This is a genomic window from Photobacterium sagamiensis, assembly GCF_050337085.1.
In the GTDB taxonomy this organism is placed as follows: domain Bacteria; phylum Pseudomonadota; class Gammaproteobacteria; order Enterobacterales; family Vibrionaceae; genus Photobacterium; species Photobacterium sagamiensis.
Genome location: NZ_JAKJSP010000052.1, coordinates 18,418 through 31,408 on the forward strand (window position 1 = coordinate 18,418; position 12,991 = coordinate 31,408).

Below are 12,991 nucleotides of genomic sequence, written 5' to 3' on the forward strand. Positions count from 1 at the left end.
CATATTCATTTTTTACTCCCCCATGTATAGTTATCTCGATAAACCAAGCTTTGATAAGACTTCCAATTCGCTTTTACTCTTATTCAGCGAAAGCTAATTAGAAGACTCATTGATTTAAGGAAAGACCATGAAAGTTCATGAATGCTGTGAATTTACCCGTAAGATCTATGCGCAAATCGGTGGCGGTGAACTGGGTTATATTCCAAATGCCATTCATTGCGCAATTAAAGCGTTAGATTATATTGCCGGTAATGAAGAGTTACCTAAAGAGGTTCGTGAACGCGCCGCCTTTGCTGCTGCTAATTTACTAATGAGTGATCACGAGGATTAAGTCATGAGAGCAGTTCCGTTAAGCCAATAACGGCGACGACACAGACAAAAACGGAAGCCAATGGCTTCCGTTTTTTTATCTCTGTTATTTATGAGTGAAGCGGTCAATCCGTTAAGAAAATGAAGCCCATAGCACTGTCGCAACGAAGATAGGACAAACCACTTTCAGGTAGAGCGGCCAGATTTTCCAGAACAGACTGTTTTCAAGTTCCGGACAGCCTGCACTCAATTCTTTCAGCTTACTATTACGAGACCACACCCAACCGGCAAACAGAGTGAACAGCAATGCCGCTACCGGCTGGAAATACTGCGTTGCGATTGTTGCAACCAAGCCAAACATCTCGCCGAAATTAAAGATAATCACGACACTGAAAATCGCGATTACAGCCCCTAGCACCCAGCTGGTTGGTTTACGACTGGTATTAAAGCGTTCACTCACCAGCGAGACCGGACATTCCAACATCGAAATGGACGAGGTGAGAGCAGCAATGGTCATCAACACAAAGAAAACCAGCGCCAGCAGCTCGCCGACAAAGCCCAAGCTATCAAACAGCATAGGGAGTACCGTAAACACCAGGGTATCTGAACTCAGTAATGAGCCATCGTCAGCATAAATGGCCACGCCTTTTTGCATCGCAACAAACATGGCCGGCATCACCACCATACCGGCAATAATCGCAACGGCGGTATCAACTAATGTGACGCTCAGTGCCATTTTAGGCAGGTTTTCTTTCTTACTCAGGTATGAGCCATAGACCAGCATTGAACAGCCACCGATGGTCAGCGAGAAGAAGCCTTGTCCCATTGCGGCAAGCAACAACCGGCGGTCGAAGATTTTGCTAAAGTCAGGAATGATAAAGTGCTTCAAACCTTCCATTGCGCCATCTTGGGTCATGATATACAGGAACATTAAACCAAACAGCGCAAACAGCGCCGGCATTAGGCGTGTTGACCATTTTTCAATACCTTGCTTAACACCGCTTTGGACAATCAAAATAGTCAGTACATAAAAAATGATCGCACCGAAAAGGTTTCGTGAAACAGAGAATTCTTTAAGCCACGCAGAGGCTGATTCAAAACCTAGAATATCGGTCACAGCCGCAAACATGAAGGTGATCAACCAGCCGGCGACAATACTGTAAAAAGCGAGAACTAAACATGGTACAAGCAAGCCAATACAGCCGACCATTGCCCCTGCTTTTTTCGCCAGCGGATTATCAGACAGACTACGCATGCTATCGATAGGGTTAGCCTGACCATGACGGCCAATCGCCATTTCAGCGACCAGCATCGGAAAAGCGACGACCAGGATCATAAGAAGATACACCAGTACAAACGCACCGCCACCATTACTGGCAGCCTGAGTTGGAAAACCCCAAATATTCCCTAACCCGACAGCCGCCCCGGCTGCCGCCAGCACAAATCCTACTCTTGAACCAAAATGTTCTCTATTTCCAGCCATTATCCGCACTCATATATTTTGAAAACCACCGTATCAGCGTGCTAGTACGATAATACCTACCGTCATATTTAGCAATAGCGGGAAATCTAACTGGATAAATAGTAACCATGCAGATGTAAATATTGCGCCACAGTACAAGATCGGTACAAATCAACAAAAAAGCCGCCAGCTGCATTTAATGCAGATGACGGCTCAATATGGTGTTATACCCAAGCTACCTCAAGATGCAGAGTTCAGCGAGAATTCATTGGCTTTTAGGCAAGGCAGCCATTTGATTGAATGGTGGTTCTATTTAGATAATGGCTAACACAGAATAAAAGTCAATGAAACTCGCCCTTTGGGAGCTCCTCTGGAAAATCACTTCTTCACAAAATGTGTTTGAAAGGGGGGCGCCATTCCTACACACATTTCATTCGAATTGAGTTCCCAGAGGAAGCTCTGAATCCCGCACCTTGAGGTGGTTTGGGTATCTAAGTTACAGCGATTCAGCTCGACGCATGTTGGTTCAAGAGTAAAGAGGTCGGTCGTTACTATTTTAGCTGTGAAAAATACGCCGCTACATTGGCAATATCATCATCACTTAACAGCGCGGCTTGTGGCTGCATCACCATCGACATTCCGCCATTGCGCTGTTTACTTTTATACGCTTTTAATGAACTCACCAGATACTGTTCGTTCTGACCTTTCAGGTTTGGGTAACCGGGGATCATGGCGATACCGTCGGCACCATGGCAAGCGGCACAAAGCGCGGCTTTTGCTTTCCCTGCGACAGGATCGCCTGCGGCCATGGTAGGGGATGAAATCACTGCGGCTAACATTGCAAATGCAAGAACTTTCTTCATTTTGTCCTCTTTAATATTGTTATAATCCTCATAACGAATTGTGCACCTTTTATATACATAATGCACTTAAGACGCGTCATACTGCCAATCTAGTTCACAATCCTGGCCTGCAAATTCTTCAACGACAAATAATCCAGCCACTGCCGCTAACTGCTCACCATAAAAGAGCAATGGCGTTCGCCGCCGATTCCAGCTCGGTATACCATATTCCTGAAACAGTTTTTTCAACTTACGTTTTCCCACGCGACCTTGTGGTTTCACCTCAAGCCCTTCCGGCTCAAATCGAACCGATACTACCTCGTCATCTTGTGGCAGGCGCAAGATGCCCTGAGCAGAATGACGAAGATAGATGCTACCGAGCCCTTGCGGTAACGAATAAGCCTGATCTATTTCGCATACCTGATGCCAGTCACTGATATCAGGCCACTGATTAACAACATACAGCCGCTGCTTATAACGGCGGACCTGATGGTTGTGCCAGCAAAGTTGCGGATTGGCATCATCTTGTGCCATAACGACTGAGTGCCAAATCTGTTGTAGCTGAGCTTGTGAGGGCATACGGACATCAAAACGATTTAGCCACTGACGAATAAGTTGCTTACCAATACGTTCGGACGATAATTCACCAATAATTAAACTATGATCTGAATGCAGTGCATTCGCTAATTGGGCGGCAAGTAATTCGCGTAAAAGCGCTTCTTGTTCACCGCATAGCGCTGCACTACGCGCCACGGCTTTACGCATGCCCGGCCAACGTTCCAGCAAGCGAGGCGTGATTTGATGACGAAGAAAGTTACGGTCGTAACGCTGATCCTGGTTACTCTCATCCTCGACCCAGCGAAGCTGGTGATCTGCGCCGTAGGCCATGATCTCCTGGCGACTGGCGTGCAGTAACGGACGCAGGTGATACCCTGCGGCAAATTCGGTGTGCACCGGCATGGAAGCTAACCCGGCAGGGCCACTGCCGCGCTTTAACGCCAGCAGAAAGGTTTCAAACTGATCATCTGCATGCTGGGCCGTTAATAAGACATCGAGAGGCTCTACATGCCTTGCTAATGCAAGATAACGCTGCTCTCTTGCCTGCTGTTCAACACTTATTCGGTTCCCCAGCGCAAGAGTGACAGATTCAACCCGGCACTCGATGCCTTCTTCCTGTGCCCATTCCTGACAGCGTTGCACCCACGCATCGGCATTGGTGCTTAAGCCATGATGAACATGCACTGCCAGACACTGGTACTGCGGATGCTGCCTGATGAAACGCCCCATTAAATGCAACAGCACCCGAGAATCCAATCCGCCGCTTAACGCGAGAATAAAACGTTTAGAGCGAGGAGCATGTGCTTGCAGACATGCCGACAGTTGAGAATAAAGCATGGTGAGTGAGTTCGCCTTTTAAGGAATGCTCCAATACTACCAATCAACCGCGCCAGACAAAACCCAATAAAAAAGCGGGCCAACCTAAGTTGACCCGCTTTTATATTCGATTTTGTTACCTATAGTAGCGATTTAGCTCGCTGCTACATTTAGCAGTAACCGTAACTCATCAGACGCTGATAACGACGCTCTAGTAACTCATCAGTATCTAACGCTTCAAGTTCAGCCAGGCTAGCCAGCAGCTGCGCTTTTAGTGATGCCGATATTGCAGCTAAATCACGGTGTGCACCGCCTAATGGCTCTTCAATTATCGTATCAATAAGCTCAAGTTCTTTCAGGCGATCGGCCGTCAAACCCATTGCTTCAGCAGCCTGAGGCGCTTTATCTGAATCACGCCACAAGATAGACGCACAGCCTTCTGGCGAAATCACTGAATACGTAGAATATTGCAGCATATTGACGCAGTCACCCACCCCAATTGCCAATGCGCCACCAGAACCACCTTCACCGACCACATTACAGATCACGGGTACGGTTAAACCAGCCATATACTTCAGGTTGGTCGCGATCGCTTCTGACTGACCACGCTCTTCCGCACCAACACCAGGATAAGCACCTGCAGTATCGATGAAAGTGATGATGGGCATTTTAAAACGCTCAGCCATTTTCATCAAACGCAGTGCTTTACGGTAACCTTCAGGCTTTGGCATACCGAAGTTACGGAATACTTTCTCTTTGGTATCGCGACCTTTCTGATGGCCAATTACCATCACAGGGCGGCCATCGAGACGAGCAATACCACCAACCAGTGCTTTATCATCCGCAAAAGCACGATCACCAGCCAATGCATCAAACTCAGTAAAGATGTGCTCAATGTAATCAAAAACATACGGACGCTGCGGATGGCGAGCTAATTGAGCCACCTGCCATGCACCTAAATCACTAAAGATCTTTTTAGTGAGTTCCAGGCTTTTCTTTTCCAGCTGTCCAATTTCTTTATCTAAATCAACCGATGCCGATTCATCACGACGCGACACGTCACGTAAGGCTTCAATTTTTGCTTCTAATTCTGCAATCGGCTGTTCAAACTCGAGGAAATTCAGGCTCATACCACTTTAAATCCTTTTGCCCATGATTATCAGTGTAAACATGGGCTAAATTAATTAAATTCAAGCTCGACTTGCTTCTCACCCAGTAAGGCTTTGAGATCAAGAATTAACTGATCTGTTGGCGTAATACGCCATTCTGTCCCTAAAGTGAGTTTGGCACGTGCATTCGAGCGCTGATAATACACATTGACAGGTACTGTACCTGCCCGGTGAGGCTCCAGCACTTGGCTGAAGCGCGCAAAAAACTGTTCATCAACTTGCTTCTCAGTCACTGAGATAGCAAGACCTCTCAGGTGCTTTTCTCTGGCTTCTGAGATATCCAGTACTTCTCTGGCTGACATTTTAAGGCCACCATTGAAATCATCAAAGCTGACCTGTCCGGAAACCACTAATATTTTATCTTTTTCCAGCAAATCAAGATACCGTTCTAACGCATCAGAGAAAAGCATTACTTCCATCCGGCCCGAACGATCATCTAATGTCATCAGCCCAATACGGGTACCGCGTTTGGTGGTCATCACTCGCGCCGCAATCACCAACCCCGCCACAGACGCCACTTTATCACGGCTGGTTGGGTGGGCATCTTTCAAACGCCATGTTGTATAATGCTTCAGTTCAGGGACATAGGCATTAACCGGGTGGCCGGTTAAATACAGCCCTAAGGTTTCCCGCTCCCCTTCTAACCAGACTTTATCTGGCCATTCAGGAATGTTGGAATAGGCCTGCTCTACCTCTTCCGGTGCAGCAGTCAGTACACCGAACATATCAGCCTGACCAAAGGCTTCGGCCTGATGGTGCTGGCCTGCCGCCTTAATAGCATCGTTCAGCGTTGCCATCATTGTGGCACGGTTAGGGCCTAAACGATCCATCGCCCCCGACTTGATCAGCTTCTCAAGTACTCGCTTGTTAACCTTCTTGGTATCGATTCTGGCGCAGAAATCGAACAAATCTTTGAAGTGGCCGCCTTTATTACGCGCTTCAATGATATTTTCAATCGGCCCTTCACCCACGCCTTTTACTGCGCCGATACCGTAAACAATGGCACCGTTTTCATCGACATTAAAGCGATACAGGCCTTTATTGACATCAGGCGGCAACAGCTTCAGTTTCATCCGATGGCATTCATCCACCAGGCCGACAATTTTATCGGTGTTATCCATATCAGCAGTCATTACTGCCGCCATGAATTCAGCAGGATAGTGCGCTTTCAGATATAACGTCTGGTAAGAAACCAATGCATACGCAGCAGAGTGAGACTTGTTAAAACCATAACCGGCAAATTTCTCTACCAGGTCAAAGATTTTCATCGAGAGCTCGCCATCAACCCCGTTTTTAATGGCACCGTCTTCAAAAATGGTTCGCTGCTTAGCCATCTCTTCAGGTTTTTTCTTACCCATAGCACGGCGAAGCATATCGGCACCGCCGAGCGTATAGCCCGCTAAAACCTGAGCTATCTGCATGACCTGTTCCTGATACAGGATGATGCCGTAGGTTGGCTCAAGGATCTCTTTCAGCGATTCATGTTGCCATTTTTCATCGGGATAAGAGACCGCCTCACGGCCATGCTTACGGTCGATAAAGTTATCAACCATGCCCGATTGCAATGGTCCAGGTCGGAACAAAGCGACCAGTGCGATCATATCTTCAAAGCTGTCGGGCTGAAGACGTTTGATCAGATCTTTCATGCCTCGGGATTCCAACTGGAATACCGCGGTCGATTCTGAGCGCTGCAACATGGCGAACGATTTAGCATCAGCCATTGGAATAGCCGCAATATTAACCGGCTCTTTGCCTTCCGCTTCAAGACGGGGGTTGATCAGGCCAAGTGCCCAGTCAATGATGGTTAATGTTCGCAGACCCAGGAAGTCGAACTTAACCAAGCCTGCGGTTTCAACGTCATTCTTATCAAACTGGGTAACCGGGTTGGCGCCTTCGGCATCACAATACAGCGGGGAAAAATCGGTGATCGTGGTCGGTGAAATAACAACACCACCCGCGTGTTTACCGGCATTACGTGTCACACCTTCAAGAATGCGACACATATCAATCAGAGCTTTAACTTCTTCGTCAGCATTATACGCTTCACCCAGTTGCGGTTCCGCATCAAAGGCCTTTGCCAGCGTCATACCCGGTTCAGCAGGGATCAGTTTTGAAAGACGATCAACGAAGCCATATGGGTGACCAAGAACACGTCCCACATCACGGATCACCGCTTTGGCCGCCATGGTACCAAAAGTGATGATCTGCGAGACCGCATCACGACCATAAATTTCCGCGACGTGATCGATAACCAAATCACGTTTATCCATACAGAAATCGATATCGAAATCGGGCATGGATACACGTTCCGGGTTCAAGAATCGCTCGAACAGTAAGTCAAATTCCAACGGATCAAGATCGGTGATACCCAACGCATAAGCCACCAGTGAACCCGCACCCGAACCACGGCCCGGACCTACCGGTACGTCGTTATCTCTTGACCACTGCATAAACTCCATTACGATCAGGAAATAACCGGGGAACCCCATCTGATTGATCACTTCGAGTTCTATCTCTAGGCGTTCGTCGTATTCAGGACGGCGTTCAGCACGTACCGCATCATCAGGAAAGAGAAACGCTAAGCGTTGCTCTAAGCCTTCCCGCGACTTCACGACCAAGAAATCTTCTGTGCTCAAATCACCGGTTGGGAAGTTAGGCAGGAAGTATTCACCCAGACGAACGGTTACATTACAACGCTTAGCGATTTCAACACTATTTGCCAGCGCTTCAGGAATGTCTGAGAACAGCTCACACATTTCCTCTTCGGTACGCAAATACTGTTGCGGGCTGTATAACTTAGGCCGGTTTGGATCAACTATCGTATAACCATCATGAATAGAAACGCGAATTTCATGAGCTTCAAACTGTTCCGATGAAAGGAAACGTACATCGTTAGTTGCAACGACAGGAAGCCCGGCTTTTTCAGCTAACTCAACAGCAAAGTGCAGATATACATCTTCATCGGCGCGTCCTGTTCGTACCAGCTCAAGATAATAGCTATCCGGAAAATGGGTCTGATAAAACTCGACGCAGCGGTTAACCATGGTCTGGTTACCTTTCAACAGCGCTTTACCGACATCACCACAACGGCCTGATAGTAAAATCAGTCCTTTGCTATGTTCAGCTAACCATTCTTTATCGATAACAGGCTTGTGTTGAACGTGGCCACGCAGATACGCTTTCGATATCAGCATGGTCAGGTTCTGATAACCGTCATTGTCGGCGGCCAGTATCGTCAGATCACAGAGCTCATTTTCCAGCTCTTCGGACTGAACTTTAAAATCAGCACCAATGATGGGCTTCATTCCGGCACCATGTGCTGCAAAGTAGAATTTCACCAGACCACACAAGTTAGTGAAGTCTGTCAGCGCCATTGCCGGCATGCCCAGTTCGGCAACTTTTTTGACTAATGGCGGTACTTTTGACAGCCCATCAACCATAGAGAAGTCACTGTGGATACGAAGATGAATAAAGCGAGGTTCAGCCATGACAACCAGATTTGATACGTTCTTGATTCGAAGCAATGATTATAGCCTAAAGCCTTAACATCATCACCGTGTACGACTTAGCAGTACTCACTGCTAACCCTGTAAATATAAAGCATGTCGCGACTTAGTCTATACCGAGGATACGCTTCACCGGTTTAAAACTCTTACGGTATTGCTCAATAACACCATATTGCTCTAAGGCTGCAAAGTGCGCTTTGGTCGGGTAGCCCTTGTGCCTGGCAAAACCATACTCAGGGTGCAAAGCGTCAAGCTCTTCCATTTCACGATCTCGCGTTACTTTGGCGATAATCGATGCAGCACTGATTTCAGCCACCCGCAAATCACCTTTAACCACAGCTTGAGCCGCCATCGGCAACTGTGGAATTTTGTTACCATCAACTAACACATAGTCAGGTTGTACCGACAGATCCGCAACGGCACGTTGCATCGCCACCATGGTCGCCTGCAAAATGTTGAGCTGATCAATTTCTTCCGGCTCACAGCGACCGAGTGACCAAGCTAATGCTTTCTCTTTGATTTCATCAAACAGCAGGTTGCGTTTTTTCTCACTCAGCTTCTTGGAGTCCGTAAGGCCTTCAATCGGGTTATTCGGATCCAGGATCACCGCGGCCGTCACAACCGCGCCGACTAACGGCCCGCGACCGACTTCATCAACCCCGGCAATCAGGTTGGCTTGCGGATATTCGAACGGTTCAAAATCTTTAGTCATTTTTCTTAGCTCAAGCTTTACCAATCAACGACAATACCGCCTGAGCGGCTTGCCTATCAGCATCACATTTTATTAGTTGGTGCATACGAGAAAATTCAGCCATCAAAGCGGAGTTATCCGCCGATAAATAATGGTCAACTTGCTCAAATAATTTCTCGGGAACACAGTCTTCTTGCAGTAACTCAGGCACAAGTTGCTGATCAGCCAAAATATTAGGCAATGATACATACTTGGTTTTCAGCATCCGCCGCATTAGCCAGGCCGTCAGCGCTTTGACTTTATAGCCAACCACCATCGGACGTTTCACCAACATACATTCCAGCGCGACAGTACCAGATGCCAGCAGTACCACATCAGAGGCGATCATGACATTACGGGCGGTATCATCTACCAGCACAAAATCCAGCTCTGGCGCGGTTTCCTGCCATGCTTGTACAAATTGCTCTCGACGTTTTTGGTTCACCAACGCCACCACAAAACCAAGATCCGGGTGCTTCTGCTTAAGCAGCTTACAGGTTTCAATGAAAGGGGCAGCGAGCATCCCCATTTCACCGCCACGACTGCCTGGCAGTACGGCTAACCACCGTTTCGTCGCGCTATAACGACTGTCATTGAGGTTGAGTAACTCGCGTGCAGCATGTTGATCGGTTTGCAAAGGGATCGCATCGGCCATCGTGTGGCCAACAAATTCGCAAGGCACGTTGAATTTATCATAAAACGCTTTTTCGAAAGGCAAGAAAGCCAGAACCAAATTGGTCGCAGCTTCAATTTTGAAAATACGCTTCTGGCGCCAGGCCCATACCGATGGACTGACATAATGAACGGTTTTAATGCCCTGTCGTTTCAAATCCAGCTCTAAACGCAGATTGAAATCAGGCGCATCGATGCCGACAAAGACATCGGGCGGGTTATCAGAGAAGTATTTGACCAGCTCAGCTTTTACTTTGAATAAGCGTGGCAGGCGACCTAACACTTCCACAATGCCCATCACGGCCAGCTCTTCCATATCAAACAGCGATTCACAGCCTTCTGCTTCCATACGGGGACCAGCAACGCCAACAAATTCAGCATCCGGGTATTTGGCTTTAACGGCACGGATAAAACCGGCACCTAAAATATCGCCGGAGATTTCCCCGGCGACAATTCCTATTCGAAGTGGCTTCGTCATATTAGCGAATGATACCGCGTGTCGAGTTTTCGAAGAATTCAGTAAACAGCCCAACCGCTTTATGCTCTTTGGCTATATCTTCAATCACCGGCTTCACTTCCGCCAGGGTTTTCCCTGAACGGTAAAGCTCTTTATACACCGCACGAATCGCTTTGATCTCAGTCTTTTCAAAGCCGCGGCGTTTCAGGCCTTCGACATTAATGCCGAAAGGCGCGCAGTGGTTGCCCTGCGCCATCACATATGGAGGCACATCTTTTACCACAATCGAGCCACCACCCAGCATACAGTGTGCACCGATGGTGCAGAACTGGTGAATAGCCGAGATACCACCAATGATGGCATGATCACCGATAGTGACGTGCCCGGCCAGAGTCGCATTGTTGGCAAAGATACAACGGTCGCCAATCACGCAGTCATGGGCAACGTGAGTATTAATCATGAACAGATTATCGTTACCCACTTTGGTAATGCCATTATCCTGGGTTGTACCACGGTGCATGGTTACGCTTTCACGAATCGTGTTGCGATCACCAATTTCCAAACGGGTCGGCTCGCCGGCATATTTCAGGTCCTGGCACTCTTCGCCGATGGAAGCGAACTGGAAAATACGGTTCTCACGACCAATCTTGGTCGGGCCTTTCACCACAACGTGCGACATGATCTCAGTGCCTTCGCCGATTTCAACGTCAGTACCAATATAGCTAAATGGACCAACTTTTACGTTCGCGCCAATTTTAACCCCATCTTCAACAACTGCAGATGGGTGAATGTTTGCAGTTTCGTGGATCATTAGAATTCTCGTCTTGCGCATTTAAGCTCAGCAGAGCAAACCACTTCGCCATCAACTTTTGCTACACCATTAAACATAGCAATGCCGCGGCGTTCTTTCAGGAATTCAACTTCGATCACCAGTTGATCACCAGGAACAACAGGCTTACGGAATTTTGCCTTATCAATGCTCGCAAAGTAATACAGCTCATTTTCAGTTGGCGCACCAAAGGTTTTGAATGCCAGAAGACCCGTCGCCTGTGCCATTGCTTCCAGGATCATCACACCAGGGAAGATCGGCATCTTTGGAAAATGGCCGGTAAACTGAGGTTCGTTTACGGAAACATTCTTAATTGCGGTTAAGGTCTTACCCTCATCATAATCAGTTACTCGATCAATCATTAAGAACGGGTAACGATGAGGAAGAAGCTCTTGAATCTCTGTGATATTTAGCGTTTTGTTTTCGCTAGTCAAAACTAAATTCCTGTTCAAAATAGGCAGCTTAGCGCCTATGAAAAATTATTTAAAATACCGTACAGGTAAAACGCAAAACGGCCTACGCATGCGCAGGCCTGTTCAGCGGGCTCTACTGAAGATTACTTAGTTGCTCTCATCCAGTTTTTTTTCAACGGATTTAAGACGTTTATTCATCTCGTCAATCTTCATGACACGCGCAGCGGTTTTACGCCATTCTTTGTTCGGCTGTAAGGGGATACCGGAAGAGAACATACCTTTCTCTTCAATGCTGCGCATCACCATGCCCATACCGGTAATCGTCACGCCATCTGCGATCTCAATATGACCGTTCACTACAGATCCACCGCCGATAATACAGTATTTACCTATTTTAGTACTGCCTGCGACAATAGTACCACCGGCCATGGCCGAACCATATCCGATCTGCACGTTATGGGCGATCTGCATTTGGTTGTCGAGGATGACATTGTCTTCGATAATCGTGTCATCCAGTGCACCACGGTCAATCGTAGTACACGCACCGATTTCCACACGGTTACCAATACGAACAGAACCCAACTGCGGGATCTTCACCCACTCGCCTTTGTCATTCGCATAACCAAAACCATCAGCACCAATGACAGTGCTCGATTGCACTAAACACTGTGAACCCAATACCACATCATGATAAATGGTCACGTTTGCCCATAGCTTGCTGTCGGCACCGATTTCTGCATTTTTACCGATAAAGCAACCCGCACCAATCTGAGTGTTTGCCCCGATTTTTACGCCTGATTCAATCACGGCATTATGACCGATGGCAACGCCTTCACCGATGATTGCATCGTCTGCCACGTATGCAGAAGGTGCAATGCTCACAGCAGATGCTGGGGTTGTATCCAATAATTGCGCCACCAAGGCATAACCCAGGTAAGGATCATTCAGTACCAGCGCATTGCCTTCAAAGTAAGGCAAATCCGCTTCTTTCAACATCACGGCTGAAGCTTGACACCCTGACAGGTGTTTACGGTACTTACTGGCAGACAAGAACGTGATTTGTCCTTCCCCTGCTGTTTCCATGCCGGCAATTGATTGAATCTCAACAGAGCCTTCGCCATGCAGCTCTGCACCCAGTTTATCCGCTAATTCAGCAAGAGTAATACCAGTCATTATTTACCTTATTCTTTTGTAACTACAGCCACGCAAGGTGGCTGTGGCGCTCTAA

The 12,991-nt window shown here is 47.6% G+C and carries 11 protein-coding genes; 1 reads left to right on the forward strand and 10 read right to left on the reverse strand.

The features are described from left to right. Nucleotides 1-127: 127 nt before the first annotated feature. Nucleotides 128-331, forward strand: coding sequence for a YaeP family protein (locus L4D76_RS21970; protein WP_428443013.1), 204 nt, complete (start codon nucleotides 128-130; stop codon nucleotides 329-331). A 111-nt stretch (nucleotides 332-442) separates the two neighbouring features. Here L4D76_RS21970 and L4D76_RS21975 read toward each other — a convergent pair whose 3' ends face one another. The 10 genes from L4D76_RS21975 to lpxD form a co-directional block, all read right to left on the reverse strand. After that, nucleotides 443-1,792, reverse strand: coding sequence for a sodium-dependent transporter (locus L4D76_RS21975; protein ID WP_428443014.1), 1,350 nt, complete (start codon nucleotides 1,790-1,792; stop codon nucleotides 443-445). 530 nt (nucleotides 1,793-2,322) lie between these two features. Next, a complete protein-coding gene (locus L4D76_RS21980; protein ID WP_428443015.1) occupies nucleotides 2,323-2,634 on the reverse strand; it encodes a c-type cytochrome in 312 nt (103 codons plus the stop codon). A 66-nt stretch (nucleotides 2,635-2,700) separates the two neighbouring features. Beyond that, the gene (tilS, locus tag L4D76_RS21985; RefSeq protein WP_428443016.1) at nucleotides 2,701-4,008 is read right to left on the reverse strand and encodes a tRNA lysidine(34) synthetase TilS; all 1,308 of its coding nucleotides are present in this window, start codon (nucleotides 4,006-4,008) and stop codon (nucleotides 2,701-2,703) included. Between the two features lie 149 nt (nucleotides 4,009-4,157). Continuing rightward, nucleotides 4,158-5,117: an acetyl-CoA carboxylase carboxyl transferase subunit alpha gene (gene accA, locus L4D76_RS21990; RefSeq protein ID WP_428443017.1), complete on the reverse strand. Its 960-nt coding sequence runs from the start codon at nucleotides 5,115-5,117 to the stop codon at nucleotides 4,158-4,160. 50 nt (nucleotides 5,118-5,167) lie between these two features. Next, complete coding sequence (dnaE, locus tag L4D76_RS21995; RefSeq protein WP_428443040.1) at nucleotides 5,168-8,644, reverse strand: DNA polymerase III subunit alpha; 3,477 nt, start codon at nucleotides 8,642-8,644, stop codon at nucleotides 5,168-5,170. A 124-nt stretch (nucleotides 8,645-8,768) separates the two neighbouring features. Then, nucleotides 8,769-9,374 carry a ribonuclease HII gene (gene rnhB, locus L4D76_RS22000; protein ID WP_428443018.1) on the reverse strand — a complete coding sequence of 202 codons (606 nt, stop codon included), beginning with the start codon at nucleotides 9,372-9,374 and terminating at the stop codon, nucleotides 8,769-8,771. 10 nt (nucleotides 9,375-9,384) lie between these two features. Then, nucleotides 9,385-10,542, reverse strand: a complete 1,158-nt coding sequence (lpxB, locus tag L4D76_RS22005; protein ID WP_428443019.1) for a lipid-A-disaccharide synthase — start codon at nucleotides 10,540-10,542, stop codon at nucleotides 9,385-9,387. Between the two features lies 1 nt (nucleotide 10,543). Further along, nucleotides 10,544-11,332 (reverse strand): acyl-ACP--UDP-N-acetylglucosamine O-acyltransferase, encoded by a 789-nt coding sequence (gene lpxA, locus L4D76_RS22010; RefSeq protein ID WP_428443020.1) that lies wholly within the window; start codon nucleotides 11,330-11,332, stop codon nucleotides 10,544-10,546. Beyond that, nucleotides 11,332-11,784, reverse strand: a complete 453-nt coding sequence (gene fabZ / locus L4D76_RS22015) for a 3-hydroxyacyl-ACP dehydratase FabZ (RefSeq protein ID WP_428443021.1) — start codon at nucleotides 11,782-11,784, stop codon at nucleotides 11,332-11,334. The genes lpxA and fabZ overlap by 1 nt, the downstream gene beginning before the upstream one ends. A 126-nt stretch (nucleotides 11,785-11,910) precedes the next feature. Next, complete coding sequence (lpxD, locus tag L4D76_RS22020; RefSeq protein WP_428443022.1) at nucleotides 11,911-12,936, reverse strand: UDP-3-O-(3-hydroxymyristoyl)glucosamine N-acyltransferase; 1,026 nt, start codon at nucleotides 12,934-12,936, stop codon at nucleotides 11,911-11,913. Between the last annotated feature and the right edge of the window lie 55 nt (nucleotides 12,937-12,991).

Coding starts and splice junctions, on each gene's coding strand:
- L4D76_RS21970 (WP_428443013.1), top strand. CDS start 128: ATGAAAGTTCATGAATGCTGTGAATTTACCCGTAAGATCTATGCGCAA.
- L4D76_RS21975 (WP_428443014.1), bottom strand. CDS start 1,792: ATGGCTGGAAATAGAGAACATTTTGGTTCAAGAGTAGGATTTGTGCTG.
- L4D76_RS21980 (WP_428443015.1), bottom strand. CDS start 2,634: ATGAAGAAAGTTCTTGCATTTGCAATGTTAGCCGCAGTGATTTCATCC.
- tilS (WP_428443016.1), bottom strand. CDS start 4,008: ATGCTTTATTCTCAACTGTCGGCATGTCTGCAAGCACATGCTCCTCGC.
- accA (WP_428443017.1), bottom strand. CDS start 5,117: ATGAGCCTGAATTTCCTCGAGTTTGAACAGCCGATTGCAGAATTAGAA.
- dnaE (WP_428443040.1), bottom strand. CDS start 8,644: ATGGCTGAACCTCGCTTTATTCATCTTCGTATCCACAGTGACTTCTCT.
- rnhB (WP_428443018.1), bottom strand. CDS start 9,374: ATGACTAAAGATTTTGAACCGTTCGAATATCCGCAAGCCAACCTGATT.
- lpxB (WP_428443019.1), bottom strand. CDS start 10,542: ATGACGAAGCCACTTCGAATAGGAATTGTCGCCGGGGAAATCTCCGGC.
- lpxA (WP_428443020.1), bottom strand. CDS start 11,332: ATGATCCACGAAACTGCAAACATTCACCCATCTGCAGTTGTTGAAGAT.
- lpxD (WP_428443022.1), bottom strand. CDS start 12,936: ATGACTGGTATTACTCTTGCTGAATTAGCGGATAAACTGGGTGCAGAG.